Below are 17,395 nucleotides of genomic sequence, written 5' to 3'. Positions count from 1 at the left end.
GGCTACTTCAGCACACTGAGCACACTGGCAAAATCGTCGGTCCAAAGAGGGGTCTGCGGCGAGAAAACCGCACGCCGCCAACGCGGATCATCGCGCAGGTGACCAAGGTCAGCCTCGGAGTCGGCTAGCACGGCCCAACTCGATGTCCAGTATCCCGCTGCATCCTGCTCGGGCGTCACCGCTAGATCGTGGCGTATCATGGCAATCATCCCGGCATCATCGGCAAGCCTGGCGAGCACCGGTTCGAGATCAAAGAAGCGATTCGAGATGTGAAACGCCAGCAAGCCACCGTCCGCAAGCCGGTCACGGTAGAGTTGCAGGGCTTCACGGGTGATCAAATGGATCGGAATCGCATCAGATGAATAGGCATCAAGTACCAGCAGATCATAGATGCGGTCGGTCTGCTGGAGCGAGAGCCGAGCGTCACCAGGGACAATCAGAGCATCGGGCAAACATCTGCTGAGAAAGGTGAAAAGATCGGTGTCACGGGCAATGGCAATCACTTCTGGATCGATCTCGTAAAAAGTCCAGGTCTGCCCGGGCCGCGCATAACAGGCCATCGAGGCGGTTCCCATGCCTACCCCGCCAACCCGCAGATCAGACCGATCCTGCCGTTCCGCAAAAATCTGCCCAAGCGGGCCACTCGTTGTATAGTAGCTCAATGGCTCGGTCTGACGTGCTGGATCGAGACTTTGCAACCCATGTTTGGTATTGCCATGCACCAGCACACGGTAGCCCCCCCCTGGCTCTAACAGCACCCGGTGAACCCCAAAGAAGGTACGCTGGGCATAGATCTGGTCGCCGTTGCCAGGATTGAAGAGAGCGCCTGCCACAAGCAGGGCAAGCAACCCAAGCCCAAAGCGGAGGGGACGCCGCGAGAAACTGAAACCAATCAACGCGGGAAGACCAAGCATTACCATCAATCCGGTTGAACCAACGATGCCAACCCGCTGACCAGCGATGATCAAGATAGCCGTAAGCAGCCCAAGGCCAAGCGGTATCGCTACATCGTTGAGACGTTGCTGGCGCGGAATCATCGCCGTAGTCTCACCCGTGATCACCGGCAACAACAGGGCCGCCAGGATCAGCGCCAGCGGGTACTCTAGAATGGTCACAAAAATCGTCGGTGCGATGAGTGCATTGAAGATGCCCCCAAGCGCCCCACCAACCGACATCAGAAGATAAAATTCAGTCAGGTAACGCGGGGCCGGGCGATCTGCGGCTAGTTCGCCATGGCAGACCATCGCAACCACAAAAAAGACCCCGAGGTGCAGCGCCAGCAAGAGACCAAAAGGCTGCGTCGCCTGCGCAATAATCGTCACAAAAAGGGGCACGACAAGAATTGGCATCGCCCGCACCATCAGCCAGTGCGGAAGAGGTGGGCGAGCGGCAAACACCAGGGTAAAGGTCAAGAGATAGAGCGCTAACGGCCAGACCCAAAGCAACGGGATCGCCGCCAGATCGGTCGTCACATAGGTCGTCAGACTCAAGAGCAGACTCGAAGGCACAGTTGCAAGCAAGACCCAGCGTCCACGTTGCCGCCAGGTTGGCGCCTGCTCAACCGGGGGCGTGGCAAGATCACCCGACAAGGGCGCAACAATCGGTAACCGCCAGAGCACCAGAGCACAGGCGAGGGCAAGCAAGACGAGCAGGCCATACCCAAGCGACCAGAGCAAACTCTGTTGATCGAGGCGGACATATGGCTCAAGCAGCACGGGGTAACCGAGCAAAGCCAGCATACTGCCGAGGTTGCTGGCAGCATAGAGGGTATAAGGATTGCCCACCCGAGGGCCAGCGGCGGCAAACCAGGCCTGCACAAGGGGGCTGCTCGTCGACACAACAAAATAGGGCAAGCCAACCGCAACCGTCAGCAGCGCCAGCACCCAGAACGCTGGATTTGCCTCGGTGGGCGGCAACCAACCGGCAGGAACGGTAATCGGCAGTGTCACCAGAGGCAACAACATCACCACCAAATGCACCATTGCCTGACGGCGTGCCCCGAGCCAACGGATCGTCACATGCGCATAGGCATAGCCGACAAGCAACATGCTCTGATAAAAGACCATCGCGGTATTCCAGACGGCTGGCGTACCGCCAAGCAGAGGCAAAATCATCCGGGCGAACATCGGCTGAAGCAGAAACAGCAGCAACGCGCTAACAAAAATCGTAATAGTATAGACCACGCGCATCCAGGCTACTCCTCGCCAACCGAACGTACGCCTCTGGCTGGGGGTTTGGGGGCCTGCGGCCACCAGGAATTGCACGTATGCTGGCACCCTAACATTCAGGCTGTATGGGGGCAGTGCCCCCATACAGCCTGATAACAACGTCAAATCACATTGCGTTCAATCTGTGCTGCACCATCGCGAAAACGATTAATCCGCAACTCATCAATGTTGATCGTCTGTGCTCGTCCATCAAGAATCTCCTCAGCAATCAGCATCCCGGTAGCCGGCGCATGCATAATGCCATGCCCGCTAAAGCCACTGGCATCAAGATAGCCTTGCAGATCGGGATGATAGCCGAGGATCGGATTATGATCAGGGGTAATTTCATAGAGGCCCGCCCAGCACTGGCTTTCAGCCAGGCCAGCCTCTTCAAGAAGGGGGAAGCGAGCCAGACCGACTTCGAGCACATGATCAAGCCAGTCCCAGTCAACGGTCTGATTAAAGCTACTCGGCTCATCGAGATTCGATTTGCCCATCAAGATCCCGGCACCCTCGTGGCGCATATAGAAACCAGAGCCAACGTCAATGGTCAGCGGAATAGGCCCAGGAATCTGCGGGAAGGGCGTCGTCATATAGATATTGCGTCGATAGGGGCGCACCGGTACATCGAGGCCAGCGCGTGCCGCTACCTCACCGGCCCAGGGACCAGCCGCATTGACGACAGTATCACAGGCAACCGGGCCTTGATTCGTCTGTACCGCAGCAACGCGCCCGGCGACGCAGTCAAAACCCGTCACCTGAGTCGCACGTTGCAACCGTACCCCCAGGCGCTGGGCCGCCCGCAAGTAGCCGAGAGCAATCCCGTATGGATCGCAATAGCCATCATCAAGGCCAAACGTCGCCCCGAGCAGATCGTCAGTACGCATCCGTGGCACAAACCGGGCTGCCTCATCAGGGGTCAGAAGCTCAACGCGGACACCAAGCTCACGCTGCAGGGCAACATTGCGTTGATACTCTTGCCAGGTAACCGGATCATTGACGAGGAAGAGATACCCAACCTGATGCAACTCGGCATGGCCGCCCACCTCTTCATCAAAAACGCGTAACTTCTCAATACTATGGCGCGAGAGCAAAATATTGGTCGTATTCGAAAACTGATGCCGCACCCCCGCCGCCGAACGGGCAGTACTGCCACTAATTTCCGCTTCCTCTTTCTCCAGGATCAACACATCAGTACAGCCCCGTATTGCCAGATGATAGGCAATGCTCGACCCGATCACCCCGGCACCAATGATTACAACCTGCGCACCTCTTGCCATGGTGTCACACCCCGCCTTTCCCAGGACACATATGCAGGACTCACCCGCTGAAATATTATACACGGTGCATGTGGTATACTAAGAAAAGTTTGCTTCGTCGTCTAGTATGGAGAAAAGAAACGTGGAGCTTGCGCTCTATTTTTCCATGATTATCGTCAGCGCCGTGCTTATTACGCTGGTTGTGTTGCAGGCACGCTCGCTTGGGATGGCCAATCGCGATACGAGTTCGATCTATCGCACCCGTCGCGGGCTAGAGAAGACCATGCATCAGGCTACGATTGTGTTGAGTGTCGTCTTTTTGATGCTCGCGCTGATCACCAGCCTACCGATCTTCTAAAGCTATGGCGCGTCGCATTCGCTGGCAACTCGTTATTGCGACCCTGAGCATTCTGCTTGTGACGGGCCTCCTCGGGCGGCTTGCCCTCACGACCACCTCGGTGGCAAGTCCCCTCGAGGGAGGGGCGCATATCGAGGCAGTAGTAGGCAGCCCCCAACTGCCCATTCCGCTGCTCAACAATCCACTGACTGATCCCGTAGGCCGTGACCTCATTGCGCTGATTTTTGATAGTCTGGTACGGATTGGGGCCGATGGTCTGCTCGAACCAGGCCTCGCGTCCTATGAGCTTGATCCCACGGGAACAACCTATCTCTTCAGGCTCCAACGCAATGCCACCTGGCACGATGGGCAGCCAGTCACCGCTGATGATGTGGTCTTTACTCTGCGTACCCTGCAGATCCTCGAAGAGCCAGGTGAACCAGGGGTGGCCGAGGTGTGGCGTTCATTGCTGGTTGATCGCCTTGACGATTATACGGTGCGAGTTACCCTTGTTGAACCGCTCGCCTCGTTTTTGAGTTTTGCCCGCGTGCCGATCCTCCCAGCCCACTTGCTCTTTGGCCTACCCCCTGACCAGTGGGCAAGTTCGGCTTTTGCTGAACAACTCGTCGGCAGCGGGCCGTATCGGCTGATCGAACTCAATGAAGAGCACGCTTTGCTCGAGGCAAATGAGGCTTATGCTACCGGGCGCCCCTACCTCGACCGGATTGAACTGCGCTTTCTTGCCGCCCCTGCCGCAGCCCAGGCAGCGCTGTCGCGCGGTACGGTGACTGCATACGGCGAGCGGATCGACCCTGAGCAACCAGGCGTTATGTCGGCAAGCAACCTCCGCAGCAATGTCGTTCCGCTCGATGATTATACGGTACTCAGCTTTAATCTTCGTACCTACCCCTTTAATGATATCGGCTTTCGGCAAGCGCTTGCCCATGGCCTCGACAAAGATCTCCTGATTGAAGAGGCCCTCAACAGCAGTGTTGTGCGACTCGATACACCCATCTTGAACGGATCATGGGCGGCCGCGCCCGAACTCACCTGGTACGACGCCGATCCTGCACGTGCGGCAACAATGCTCCGTGAACTCGGGTATGCACTCAATGACCAGGGCCTGCTGACGGATAATAATGTTCCTGTGACGGCGAGTCTGCTAGTTGACAGCGAACCGCGCCGCATTATGGCCGCCAATGAAGTGGCGCGTCAATGGGCCGAATTGGGATTGACGATTGAAGTGGTTGAGCTAGAGAGCGCAACCCTCCAACGGCAACTGCGCGCAGGCGATTTCACGCTTGCGCTCCATAGCTGGGCACGGCTTGGACCTGATCCCGATCCTTATCTGCTCTGGCATTCGAGCAGTGAACTGAATGTGACCGGGCTCGAAAACCGCGAGATTGATATCCTCCTGCGGCGGGCACGCACCGAGCAAGAGCTAGCCGCCCGTATTGCTGATTATGTCACGTTTCAGCAACGCTGGATCGAACTGGTGCCGGCCATCACGCTCTATCAACCCCTCTATCGTTTTACCACTGAGACTCAGTTAGGCGGCTCAGGGCTTGACGACCCTGATAGCGCCGTCAGTCGCCAACTCTTCGGCACCGAAGATCGTTATCGTACCGTGATCCGGTGGTATACCGACAGCTACCGTGAAATCCAGGGCGATCTGCGCTAGCCACGTTTTATACCAATTGGATTTGAGCAATCCGCACAGGCAGTACCGCCAAAACGCATTGGAAAGCCATGCGCAGCAATCTGCAAGTTAAACTGGTATTAATTACCTGGTAGATCACGCGGTTGGCCAACCGGCACAACGGTGACATCGGACGATGGCTCAGTTGGGGAAGATTTCGGGCGAAGATCGGGGCGCAATTCACGCAAAATGACCATACCTGCCGTAATGATTGGCACGGTCAGCAAGGCCGCAAAGAAACCACCGATTTGACCGCCAATAAAGAGGCCTAGCAAAATCAAAGCGACCGGAACTTCCACCGCTTTCGAGAAGGCATAGGGGGCCACCACATAGACCGCGATCGCTCCGATGATCACATTCACGATCAAGGTTAGCACCGCGAGCGTTGGACTGACCGTTGCCGCCGCGAGTGCACCGAGGATCATCCCAACAATGCCACCCAGATAGGGAATAAACTCGAGCAACCCGCTCACTACTGCGATCTGCACCCCATAAGGTACCCCAAGAATCAGATTCGTAATCGTATAGGCAATCGTGTAGTAGCCACAAATCGCCAATTGGGCCAGAAACCAGCGTGATAGCCCGTGACTGACTGCATGCGTCAACTGGGTCGTCCGCTGGTGATAGCGTACTGGTAGAAAGAGCCGCATGACCCAGACGGCACTGGTTTTGCTACTGACCAGCGTAAAAACAACGACAAAGAGCACAAAAGCGGCAAAGCCCAACGCGCCCACCTGCCCCACTGTTCCCCCAATTTGCCCAAGCCCCCACTGAATCGCCGCCGCCGCATCACCAATCAGGCGTTCACCAAAGGCCCCAAACTCAGAGAGACCAAAAGTGGCTTCCAGTTGGGCTGGCAGATCATTGGCCAGCCGCGTCAACGCCCCTGAAAGAAGGCGCAGACTCTCAAACAGGATCGGCAGCAACATCAGCACCAGGGCCGCAAGGATGGCAATCACCCCACCAAGGGTCGCCCCCGCCGTAAACCCTCGTGAGAAGCCGCGACGCTCAAGCCGATCAGCAACAGGATTGATCAAGAGCGTCAGCAGCGCCGCAACAATCGTAAGGGTCAGCAGATTCCGCAAAATGGGAAGAATCTGAATTGCGACATAAATGGTTGGCCCCAACGCGACAATGGCAAACCAGGCACGTAGATCCAGTTTGAAGGCCATACCGTGATCCTTGAGCTATGCGCTTATGCAGTTTACGCCAATAGAAAACGAAGTTCATGGGTATTATACCATTGCTCCCATGGCTGGCTAGAACCTGATACCTTCTTCAGCGCATGTTCAGGTCTGTACAAGCCCTTGTAAAACCAACCTTCATTCAGTTTGCACAGGTCAAGCCCTATACTACAAACAAGACGCCTGGATAAGCACCTGCGGGGATACGCGGAGGAGACACAGGCCCCAAACCCTGATCTTGTGCATGACACACAAGAAGCTTTTCGGGTGAGGATGCGATGGGTATCCCCATCGCAAGATCGCAAGCGCAGCTTGTGCGCATGTAGCTACAAGGAGGAGACCATGAATACGAGACGATTGACGCAACGTATGATGGCCCTGCTGACGGCTCCTTTGATCGTTGGGTTGCTCTTCGCCGCTGTGCCGATCGGGGCAGCGCCGTTTGATGGCGGGAGGACACGCTTCGCCGATCCGCGGTTCGAGCAGGTTTGGACACGAACGGACAGCGAAGCGGTACGTTCAGGGCGAACATGGTATTGGGGGCCAGAGCCATGGTTCGACTATGCCGAATTTTATCGCCAGGGCGCGAACGGGCTCAGAACCGTGCAGTATTTTGACAAAGCCCGAATGGAACTGAACAACCCCAGTGATTTTGGCGGCCCTGCCCAGGGTGTCACCAATGGCCTGCTGGTCAAAGAACTGGTCAGTGGTCGGTTGCAGCGTGGCGATGACCCGTATGATGTTGATATGCGTGGGCCAAGTGATGTGCCCGTTGCGGGCAATCCGCGCAACGCCAACCCGACCTCGCCAGGCTATGGCTCGTTTGCTGGTGTCGCGACGATTGACAATGGCTATCGTGACCCACAGCGCATTGGTGACCGGATCAGCCTGACCATTGACCGGGCGGGCAACCTGGGCCAACGCCCCGACCTGGCCCTTCCCGAAACCGAGATCGTGCAGTACAACAGCGTCACCGGTCACAATATTCCCCGGATCTTCTGGGATTTTATGGGCCAGCAAGGTCCGATCGTCATTGATGGGCGCATCGTACGCGGCCCCGTGGTTGACTGGCTCTTTGCGATGGGCTTGCCGATTACGGATGCCTACTGGACACGCGCCCAGATCGGCGCCGTTGAACAAAATGTCCTGGTGCAACTCTTCGAGCGGCGTGTGCTGACCTATGTGCCCACCAACCCGGCTGGGTACAAAGTCGAAATGGGCAACGTTGGCCAGCACTACTTCCAGTGGCGCTATCCCGACCTTGGTACGCCCTGGGTCTCGCCAGAACCACGCGAGATCCTGGTCTATGCGTCGAATGTTGACACCGGTAGCCACTGGGAAGTCTATCGTTACGATGGCAATGGGCAAAGCCAGCGGATCACTTTTAACGACCACGAAACGGTGGCCTTCTCGTGGCGCCGCAGCTGGGATCCCGGCCAGCAAAGCCTGCTTGGCGACTCGCGACGTGCAGGCACCGGGTTCCGTCAACTCTATGAATTCGATATCGTGACCGTCTATGATGGCGACAACGCCTGGAATGCTCGGGTCAGACGGCTCAGCTACAGCGACGGCCAAGGCTGGCCTATGCCCGGCCCCTTCCCAGGGTATCTGCCCAACAATACAGCGAATGACTACAACGCTGCAGCGTCACCCGATGGAACCAAGCTGGTCTTTGTCTCGGATCGGATGGGCAACGGCAGCCAAGAGTTGATGCTCGCACCAATCAGTGGCAATAATCCGGTGCAACTGACCGGTGATGGATGTGTCAACGAAACACCTTCGTGGTCACCTGATGGACGGCGGATCTACTGGACGGCCAACTGCGCCGGCACCTTTGACCTCTATCAAGCCGAACTCAATTATATAAACGATGGGCAGGATTACGTCTTTGCCAACCTCGTGAATGCCCGACGGCTCACCGACAATCGTACTGACAATCGGTACGTCCGGCTCTCACCTGATGGTCGTACCCTGGCCTACTCGATCAAACAAGAGGGACGCTGGCAACTGGCGCTCTATGATCTTGTGTTTGGGCGCACGCGCATCTTTGCCGAGCCAGGGAACAACGAAGCACCAACCTGGTCGGCCGATAGTCGTACCCTCGCCTTTGCAAGTGACCGCACCGGCAACTATGAGATCTACACCATCGGGGTTGATGGCCAGAACCTGGCACGCCTCACCGCGAATGGGGCGCAGAATCGCTGGCCGCTCTGGGCGCAATAACCTCACGAGACGTTCTGCCTTCCGACGCCAAAACGCCAGCAATGCTGGCGTTTTGGCGTCGGAAGAAGCACATCCTACACACAATATGCTACAATGCAAGCACGTTCTTAGCAATGTAGGAGTGATGTGTGCGTGATATTTTTGCCGGGCCGCCCGATGAGATGAGTATGCACGGGCGCAATGACAACCTTGAACTGCTCAAAGCTTGGGCTGGCACCTCGCTGGCTTTTGCGATTTATATCATGCGGGGGCAGGTTTTTAATAGTCAGTTTTTTTATGTCCTGACAATTGCCGCCCTCACCTGTGGCATTGGCTTTTTGCTACACGAACTCGCCCATCGCGTGGTGGCACGCAATTTTGGGGCCCAGGCCCATTTTGTGGCGCATAATGGATGGCTCTTGATCTCGATAGGCGTGGCCTTTCTCGGCATTTTCATTGCAGCACCGGGGGCTGTCTGGCATCGCGGCTATTTGACCCCGCGACAGGGCGGTTTGATTGCCCTCGCCGGGCCGGTGACCAACCTCGTGCTTGCCGTTGGTTTTTTGCTGATGAGCATGGTTGCTACCCCAGGTGATGCCATTTTTGGCGTGCGCCTGCTCGATCTCGCTCGCATTGGCTATGGCATCAATGCCTGGCTCGGCCTCTTCAATATGATTCCTGCTGGCCCCTTTGATGGGGCCAAAGTACTCGCCTGGGATTGGCGCGTCTTTGCAGTAACCGTCGGGATAGCCCTGCTCTTAACCTTCGGGATTCGGGTCTAACGAGCGACAGCACTGGGCTGTCGTCAGCAAGTGGACAAAGGATTGGTATGCGTACTCCGATCATTGCTGGTAACTGGAAGATGTTCAAGACGGTGGGCGAGGCCGTAGAACTGGTCAAAGCTCTGCTGGCCGAGGTAAGTAGCCTAGAGGGTCGTGAGGTGGTGATCTGTCCGCCCTTTACGGCACTCTATGCGCTGCGTCCGCTGCTGGTGGGTACCCGCCTCGGCCTTGGCGCACAAAATGTCTATCATGAAACGCAGGGAGCCTACACCGGCGAAATTGCACCTGGTATGCTGGTTGACGTGGGGTGTCAGTATGTCATCCTGGGGCACAGCGAGCGCCGTCAGTATTTTGGCGAAACTGATGCGAGTGTGAGTCGCAAACTGCGCGCTGCACTGACCGCCGGGTTGACGCCCATTGTGTGTGTCGGTGAGACCAAAACCGAACGTGACGCCGGGCAAGCCGAAACTGTGGTCGGGAGTCAGATTCAGGGCAGCCTGGCGGGGCTCACGCCAACTGAAATGGCAAAATGCATCGTCGCCTATGAGCCCGTCTGGGCGATTGGCACCGGTGATACCGCAACCCCCGAGGATGCCCAGGCCATGCATGCTGCGATTCGGGCGATGCTCGCGGATCAATTTGGCGGTGAAACGGCCAGTGGCGTACGGATTCAGTACGGCGGAAGCGTCAAGCCTGATAATATTGATGTGTTGATGTCCCAGGCTGATATTGATGGAGCCCTCGTTGGTGGGGCTGCCTTGACCGCCAGCAGTTTTCTGCGAATTGTGAAGTATCAGTAGCGCCCTGAACCGGGTGCGTGAACCGTACCCGACTGTGTTTGGAGAGACAGGTGTCTCTCCAAACGTTCCCCCGGAGGGCAAGGTGGTATGACCGTTGAGGTCGCATTGCTAGTTGGTTTCATTCTTGCTCGCGGGCTCCTGGTCGGTGCAGAATGGGCGATTCTCTCGGCAAGTCGGGTTCGCCTTGAGGAACTCGACGAAGATGGCGATGAGGCAGCCAACCTTGTCTTGAAGTTGCAAGATGAACCCGAACGGTTTCTTCCGGCTGTACGGGTGGGCATCGCAACCGTGGGGATCCTCATCGGTGCGTTCAGTGCCACCACGATCGCAACCCTCGCGCTACCCCTGGTCTACCCCTGGTCACCACTTGATGAAACAACCATCCCGTTGGTAGCGACTGGGCTTGTCGTCGCAAGTGCGCTGCTCTTGACGCTCATTTTTGGGGAGTTGATCCCGCAGCGGCTCGCCGAGATCAAGACCGAGCGCTACGCGCTGTTGATGGCACGCCCGATTACTTTCTTTGCGCGGGTCAGTACACCTGTCGTGGGTGGCATCAACCTGATCGCACGCATTATCCTCATGATTTTTGGACTTCGCAATGCCCCCGAAGAACGTGTCACCGAGGAAGATATCAAAGCGTTGGTGCGTGAAGGCGCTGAGGATGGTGAAGTTGCCTTGCAAGAGCAACTCTTTATCGAGAGCATCTTCAAGTTTAGTGACTGCGAAGTACGCCATATTATGACCCCGCGACGCGATGTCGAAATGGTCGAGGCCGATGCGTTGCTCGGTGACGTCCTGGATGAGTTGCTGGAAAGTGGCTACTCACGCTTTCCCGTGTATGAAGAAACACCTGATCAGGTCGTTGGTCTCGTGCATGTCCGTGACCTGCTGATGCTCTATCGTCGAAAGGGTGAAGCATCACAGGTACGTGAAGTCATCGCCCCACCGCTCTATGTCTCCGAAAATAGTCTGGCCACGGTCTTGCTCGCAACCTTTCGCAAAAATCGCCGCCATATGGCTGTCGTTGTGAGTGAACTGGGCGGCATTGAAGGCGTCGTAACCCTCGAAGATGTACTCGAAGAGATCGTTGGTGAAATCGATGATGAATTCGATGAAGCTTCGGAGGAACCGATCGTCCGCCGTGAAGATGGCTCGTGGCTGGTTGATGGCGGTCTGGTGATTGATGAAGTCAAGACCTTGCTCGATGTCGAAGAACTGCCTGGCGAAGCGACGTTTCGCTACGATACACTGGCGGGCCTTGTGATCGCCCTGCTCGGTCAGTTGCCAAAGACTGGCAATTATGTCACGTGGGACGAATGGCGCTTCGAAGTGGTTGACATGGATGGCTTGCGGATCGACAAGGTCTTGATCAGCAAGGAGCTTCAAGACGCAGCGTAGCTCTGGTGCGAAGCCTCCTGATCATCTCAATGATCATTGTATTGTCTGCGCTATATTTCCCAAAATGAACCTGCGCGCGAGCACAAGCAAGCACGGTAACAACGCTTGACAGCCACAAGAAGCGTGTTATACTGGAACCAGTTCCAATTATGGAACTGGTTCATTCTGTCATTGATGACACGATTGGCCGGGGGTGTCATGGCTGCCACTATTCGCGATGTTGCACGCGTTGCTGGGGTTGGGCTTGGTACGGTTTCACGGGTGATCAACAATAGCCCACTCGTAAGCCATGCAACCCGCCAGCGTGTGCTTGATGTCATTGCTGAACTGCGCTATAACCCCAGCCAGATTGCGCGTAGCTTCGCACTTGGCAAAACCCTGACGGTTGCGACCATTGCTCCATTTTTTACACGCCCTTCGGTGGTCGAGCGTTTACGTGGCATCGAGGCAGCCCTGGCAAGCGGTGGCTACGCCCTGGTTGTGTTCAATGTCGAGACGCCAGCGCGCCGTGATAACTGCCTACGTGATGTACCACGCAGCCAACGCGCCGATGGGTTGTTGATTATCTCGCTGGCCCCCCAACCCGAAGAGGTTCTTGCCCTCCAAGAAACGGGCCTCCCAGTAGTCTTGATCGACGCCTATGCCGATAGTTTGCCAGGGGTAACCATTGATGATGTGGCGGGGGGAACGCTGGCTACCGAGTACCTGATTGCCCTGGGCCATCGACGCATTGGTTTTATCGGTGATCTGATTGCTGATGCAATGAGTTTTAACTTTACCAGTAGCCGTCATCGGCTGGAGGGCTATCAGCAAGCCTTGGTATCGGCAGGGATTCCACCTCGTGACGACTATCAACGCCACGGCCTGCACGGACGCTACGAGGCGCGCGTGCTTGCCCGTGACTTGCTGGAACTCTCTGAACCACCCACTGCTCTTTTTGCTGCCAGTGATACCCAGGCTATGGGGGTGCTCGAAGCAGCGCGGGATCTCGATCTTGCGGTACCTGACCAGCTTTCCGTCATCGGCTTTGATGACATTGATGTAGCCGAGTATCTGGGGTTGACGACAATTCGTCAGTTGCTCTTCGAAAGTGGCGAGCGCGGCGTCGAGTTATTGCTGAAACGGATGGCGAACCCGTCGGCCAAGCTTGAACGCGAGTATCTGCCCATTGAATTAATTGCCCGTGGTACCACACGACGCATCGCCAGATGAAGACGTCGTGCAACAACGAAATGCTGTTCGTATGATGCATTAGCAAGCCAGACATATAGCCCTCCTTGACGATGTGTAACTGAGGAGTACCGGCTTTAGCCGGCTAAAACCGGCACTCCTGTTGATAACCCAGATAGGAGTGCTATAGCTCACCCTGAGTAATGGACAAACGATGAACAAGCGACGCACACGATGTGCAATGTTTCAGAAAGGAGGTGGTTTCGATCACCAGATGCACCGATCACGCATGCTCTGTCATGGCAATGTGGGCCATCCGTACCAATGAAGGAAGGAATCTATGCTTCGCAAATTCTCGCTTTTTGTGCTCATCGCACTGTTCACGGCAATGATCGCCGCCTGTGGCGGTGGACAGGCTGTTACGCCAACTGTCCCACCGGCCGAACCCGCTCCGACCGAAGAAGTAGCGCAACCAGCGCCAACTGAAGCGGCCACGGCTGCGCCCGCCGCAACTGAAGCGCCCGCCGCAACTGAAGCGCCCGCTACGAGTGAATCGGCGACCGCCGCGCTCGCCGAGCGCGCCGCTGGCATCAGCGAAGAACTCGCTGCTGCATTTGCTGGTGAATACAGTGGAACATCGGTCACCATGACCGGCCCCTTCACCGATCAGGACGCAGTCAACTTCAACAATGCGATTAGCGAGTTTGAGGAACTGACCGGGATTGATATTCAGTACGAAGGCTCGAAAGAGTTCGAGACCAGCATCTCGATCCGCGTTGACGGTGGCAACCCACCTGACATCGCCGACTTCCCGCAGCCCGGCTTGCTCGCCAACTTTGTGCGTGACGGCAAGGTCATTGACGTTGGTCAGTTTGTCAGTGCTGACTGGTTGAGCCAGAACTACAACCAGAGCTGGCTTGATATGGCAACCATGGAGAGCCCCAGCGGGCCGATTACCGCTGGAATCTGGCAGCGTGTGAATGGCAAGAGCCTAGTCTGGTATCCAAAAGCCCAATTTGAGGCTGCCGGGTACACGGTTCCAACGACGTGGGACGAGTTGCTGGCGCTGACCGACGAGATCGCGGCTGATGGCGATCCGGCCTGGTGTGTTGGCATTGAGTCGGGGACAGCAACCGGCTGGCCCGCCACCGACTGGATGGAAGAGATCATGCTCCGCACCACCTCGCTGGAAAACTATGATCGTTGGGTTAGTGGTGATCTGCTCTTTGATTCGCCTGAGGTCAAGGCTGCCGCCGAGAAGATGGGCGAGATCTGGTTCAACGACGAGTATGTCTATGGTGGCCGCGCTTCGATTGTCACCACCGGCTTCGGTGATGCCCCGCTGCCCATGTTCCAGAATCCTCCGGGATGCTGGCTGCACAAGCAGGGCAACTTCATCACCAGTTTCTTCCCGAGCACGGCTGAGGCTGGCGTTGACTTCGACTTCTTCTACCTGCCCGGCATTGACCCAGCCTATGGCGAGCCAGTGCTGGTAGCTGGTGACCTGATGGCGATGTTCACCGACCGCCCCGAAGTTCGCGCTGTGATGTCCTACTTCTCGAGTGGGGCCTCGCTGCAGAACTGGCTCCAGAGCGGTGGCGCAATTTCGCCCCACAATGACTCAGACCTGAGCTGGTACGCCAACGACATCGAGCGTGGTGTGGGTGAAATCATCCTCAACGCGACCAGCCTGCGCTTCGATGCCTCTGACCTGATGCCTGGTCAGGTTGGGGCTGGCTCGTTCTGGACCGGCATGACCGACTTCGTTGCTGGCACCGTTGATCTCGACACCGCCATGCGCGAAATCGACGCGGCCTGGCCGCGTTAAGAGGTTGGCGTGGATGGCAGGTACCACCCTGCCATCCACGGTGAGGTTCACAGCCTCTCGGCAGGAGATTGGAGGGCGACAGCCCTTCCCATGTAACGCAATGGAGCGTCGCTCATGCAAGGTACAACTGAGATGACACCGGGACGCGCCACGTCACCGTCCAGCGAGGATTTCAATCCTGGGCGGCTTGTGATCGCGCTCGTCCTGTTCGCCCTGCTCGTCCTCTTCATCTGGGGAGGCTTTGTCTTTCTGCGCGATGCACAGCGCGGTGACACGCTGCCAAAACTACTGACCGCAGCAATCGCCATCATCTGGGGTGTTGGTGGCGCCGCCGGTACCTTTTACACACTGAACATGATCGTCGAACAGATGCCCGGCAATGTGCGACGAACCTTGCTCCCCTATGTTTTTGTTGGCCCGGCTGTCCTGTTTCTTGGGTGGGCACTCTTCTTTCCCACCATCCGTACCTTCTATCTGAGTTTCCTGGACGCCAGTTCAACCAACTTTGTCGGTATCGACAACTATCTTGCGGTCTTTACCGAACGCTCAATGCAGACGGCCTTTCGGAACAATATCTTCTTCTGGATGATCTTTGGCACCGCTGGTTGTGTGGTCGCAGGCTTGATTATCGCGGTACTCGCCGATCGCAGTAGTTTCGAGACCCTGGCCAAATCGCTGATCTTTATGCCCATGGCAATTTCATTTGTCGGTGCCGGCGTGATCTGGCGTTTTATTTACTACTACTCACCTCCTGGCCAACCGCAGATCGGCTTGCTCAACGCGCTTGTCACCGATATGGGCTTTCCACCACAAGCCTGGACAACGCTCTTACAACCTCAAAATAACTTTTTCCTGGTGATCATTCTTGTCTGGATGCAGACCGGGTTCGCGATGGTGATCTTCTCGGCGGCGATCAAGGGTATCCCCGACGATGTACTTGAAGCCGCACGCGTTGATGGGGCCAACGAGATCCAGATCTTCTGGAGCATCATGCTCCCGGCGATCCAGGGTACGATTGTTACGGTGACCACGACGATTCTGATTGTCACCCTCAAGATTTTTGATATTGTCATCGTGATGACGGGTGGACAGTACGGTACCAATGTGATTGCGGTTGAGTTTTATCGACAGTATTTCTCGAACCGTAATTTTGGCTACGGCTCAGCTGTTGCCATTGTCTTGCTCATCGCGGTCATTCCAGTGATGGTCTACAATCTGCGCCAGATCAGAAAGCAGGAGGTCTTCTAAATGACTGCTGTTACTGCAAAACCTGTCACGGTCTCACGCCGCGCCGTGAGCCAGAAGCGCCAGCAATTGATCGGCAAGATTATTGTCAATACCATCCTTGGCCTGATCTGTTTGCTCTGGACAATTCCAACCGTCGGGTTATTCATCTCCTCGTTCCGCCCCCGTGACGATATCCGTACAACGGGCTGGTGGACAGTTCTGCCCCACCGGGCCTTCGAGACGGTTGCGACGATGCAGTTGCCTCCTGATACCGATCTGCGGGCACCGATTACCTTGCCTGCCGAATTAGGTGGAGGAACCTATACATCTGAACAACTCAATGCAGGGGTGGTCGTTCCCGGTGGGGAGTTTGTCACCTGGGAAAATCGACGCGCCCGAACCCTGGCGATCCAGGAACAGAGTTGGACAATGAATGCCAACTTTACGATGGATAACTATCGTGCCGTGACTGGTGGGCGTGAGTTTACGTATGTCGATGCAAATGGCAATGAAGTCGTTGAATCGGGTGAAGATCTCTGGGGTGTCTTGATCAATAATATTGCGGTCGTTGTTCCGGCAACGGTCATCCCAATCCTCATTGCCGCCTTCGCTGCCTATGGGTTTGCCTGGATGCGTTTTCCAGGCCGTTTTCTGCTCTTTACGATTGTCGTCGCCCTCCTGGTCGTACCGCTCCAGGTGGCGCTGATCCCGATTTTGCGCGATTTTGTGAGCCTTGATCTCAATGGCACCTATATGGCGGTCTGGTTGGCCCACACAGGCTTTGGGCTGCCGCTCGCAACCTACCTGCTCTATAACTATATCAGTCAGTTGCCCCGCGATATCCTTGAGTCAGCCTTCATTGACGGGGCCTCACATTTTACGATCTTTACGCGTCTCATTCTGCCCCTTTCGGTGCCCGCCCTCGCCTCATTCGCCATCTTCCAGTTCCTCTGGGTCTGGAATGACTACCTGATTGCCCTGGTCTTTATCGGTAGCCAGCCGAATGTCCAGGTGCTCACGATGCGTCTGGCCGACATGGTCGGTTCACGAGGCCAGGATTGGCACGTGCTCACGGCAGGGGCCTTCATTTCGATGCTGATCCCGCTCATCGTCTTCTTCTCGCTGCAACGCTACTTTGTGCGCGGTCTGCTCGCTGGATCCGTCAAAGGATAATTTGTTTGGCTCAGACAAAAGAGACCAGCTTCGCTGGTCTCTTTGTTGTGTGCGTAGGATTGATGAATCTGAGGCGGAAGGTGCGTTTTTCATGATACAATAGCGCCCGGTATCCAAACGTACCCGTGA

General features: G+C 56.3%; 13 protein-coding genes. 10 read left to right on the top strand and 3 right to left on the bottom strand.

Annotated elements, in window-relative coordinates; translation table 11 throughout:
• Positions 1 to 2: 2 nt before the first annotated feature.
• Both EKD05_RS02450 and EKD05_RS02445 read right to left on the bottom strand, forming a co-directional pair.
• The gene (locus EKD05_RS02450) at positions 3 to 2,189 is read right to left on the bottom strand and encodes a fused MFS/spermidine synthase (protein ID WP_129670715.1); all 2,187 of its coding nucleotides are present in this window, start codon (positions 2,187 to 2,189) and stop codon (positions 3 to 5) included.
• A 140-nt stretch (positions 2,190 to 2,329) separates the two neighbouring features.
• Positions 2,330 to 3,487: an FAD-binding oxidoreductase gene (locus tag EKD05_RS02445; protein WP_129670714.1), complete on the bottom strand. Its 1,158-nt coding sequence runs from the start codon at positions 3,485 to 3,487 to the stop codon at positions 2,330 to 2,332.
• Between the two features lie 121 nt (positions 3,488 to 3,608).
• On the opposite strand from EKD05_RS02445, the gene secG reads away from it, so the two are divergent.
• Together secG and EKD05_RS02435 are read left to right on the top strand one after the other, a co-directional pair.
• The gene (gene secG / locus EKD05_RS02440) at positions 3,609 to 3,824 is read left to right on the top strand and encodes a preprotein translocase subunit SecG (protein WP_129670713.1); all 216 of its coding nucleotides are present in this window, start codon (positions 3,609 to 3,611) and stop codon (positions 3,822 to 3,824) included.
• A 4-nt stretch (positions 3,825 to 3,828) separates the two neighbouring features.
• The gene (locus tag EKD05_RS02435) at positions 3,829 to 5,484 is read left to right on the top strand and encodes a peptide ABC transporter substrate-binding protein (RefSeq protein WP_129670712.1); all 1,656 of its coding nucleotides are present in this window, start codon (positions 3,829 to 3,831) and stop codon (positions 5,482 to 5,484) included.
• A 98-nt stretch (positions 5,485 to 5,582) separates the two neighbouring features.
• Here the strand turns inward: EKD05_RS02435 and EKD05_RS02430 are convergent, their stop codons facing one another.
• Complete coding sequence (locus EKD05_RS02430) at positions 5,583 to 6,674, bottom strand: AI-2E family transporter (protein WP_129670711.1); 1,092 nt, start codon at positions 6,672 to 6,674, stop codon at positions 5,583 to 5,585.
• A gap of 354 nt (positions 6,675 to 7,028) precedes the next feature.
• Between EKD05_RS02430 and EKD05_RS02425 the strand changes: the two genes are divergently transcribed.
• The 8 genes from EKD05_RS02425 (at position 7,029) to EKD05_RS02390 (ending at position 17,266) form a co-directional block, all read left to right on the top strand.
• Complete coding sequence (locus tag EKD05_RS02425) at positions 7,029 to 8,909, top strand: TolB family protein (protein ID WP_129670710.1); 1,881 nt, start codon at positions 7,029 to 7,031, stop codon at positions 8,907 to 8,909.
• A 128-nt stretch (positions 8,910 to 9,037) separates the two neighbouring features.
• Positions 9,038 to 9,670, top strand: coding sequence for a peptidase M50 (locus tag EKD05_RS02420; RefSeq protein ID WP_240695590.1), 633 nt, complete (start codon positions 9,038 to 9,040; stop codon positions 9,668 to 9,670).
• Positions 9,671 to 9,717: 47 nt separating this feature from the next.
• Positions 9,718 to 10,470 carry a triose-phosphate isomerase gene (gene tpiA / locus EKD05_RS02415; protein ID WP_129670709.1) on the top strand — a complete coding sequence of 251 codons (753 nt, stop codon included), beginning with the start codon at positions 9,718 to 9,720 and terminating at the stop codon, positions 10,468 to 10,470.
• Between the two features lie 87 nt (positions 10,471 to 10,557).
• The gene (locus tag EKD05_RS02410; protein WP_129670708.1) at positions 10,558 to 11,868 is read left to right on the top strand and encodes a hemolysin family protein; all 1,311 of its coding nucleotides are present in this window, start codon (positions 10,558 to 10,560) and stop codon (positions 11,866 to 11,868) included.
• Positions 11,869 to 12,066: 198 nt separating this feature from the next.
• A complete protein-coding gene (locus EKD05_RS02405; RefSeq protein ID WP_205703844.1) occupies positions 12,067 to 13,080 on the top strand; it encodes a LacI family DNA-binding transcriptional regulator in 1,014 nt (337 codons plus the stop codon).
• Between the two features lie 298 nt (positions 13,081 to 13,378).
• Positions 13,379 to 14,866 (top strand): ABC transporter substrate-binding protein, encoded by a 1,488-nt coding sequence (locus EKD05_RS02400; RefSeq protein WP_205703843.1) that lies wholly within the window; start codon positions 13,379 to 13,381, stop codon positions 14,864 to 14,866.
• A 132-nt stretch (positions 14,867 to 14,998) separates the two neighbouring features.
• Positions 14,999 to 16,114, top strand: a complete 1,116-nt coding sequence (locus tag EKD05_RS02395; protein ID WP_129670752.1) for a carbohydrate ABC transporter permease — start codon at positions 14,999 to 15,001, stop codon at positions 16,112 to 16,114.
• Positions 16,115 to 17,266 (top strand): carbohydrate ABC transporter permease, encoded by a 1,152-nt coding sequence (locus EKD05_RS02390; RefSeq protein WP_129670706.1) that lies wholly within the window; start codon positions 16,115 to 16,117, stop codon positions 17,264 to 17,266.
• The last annotated feature ends 129 nt before the right edge of the window (positions 17,267 to 17,395 follow it).

This window comes from Candidatus Chloroploca sp. Khr17, assembly GCF_004138165.1.
In the GTDB taxonomy this organism is placed as follows: Bacteria; Chloroflexota; Chloroflexia; order Chloroflexales; family Chloroflexaceae; genus Chloroploca.
The sequence above is the reverse complement of the archived record's forward strand: the minus strand, read 5'-3'. Positions and strand labels throughout refer to the sequence as shown.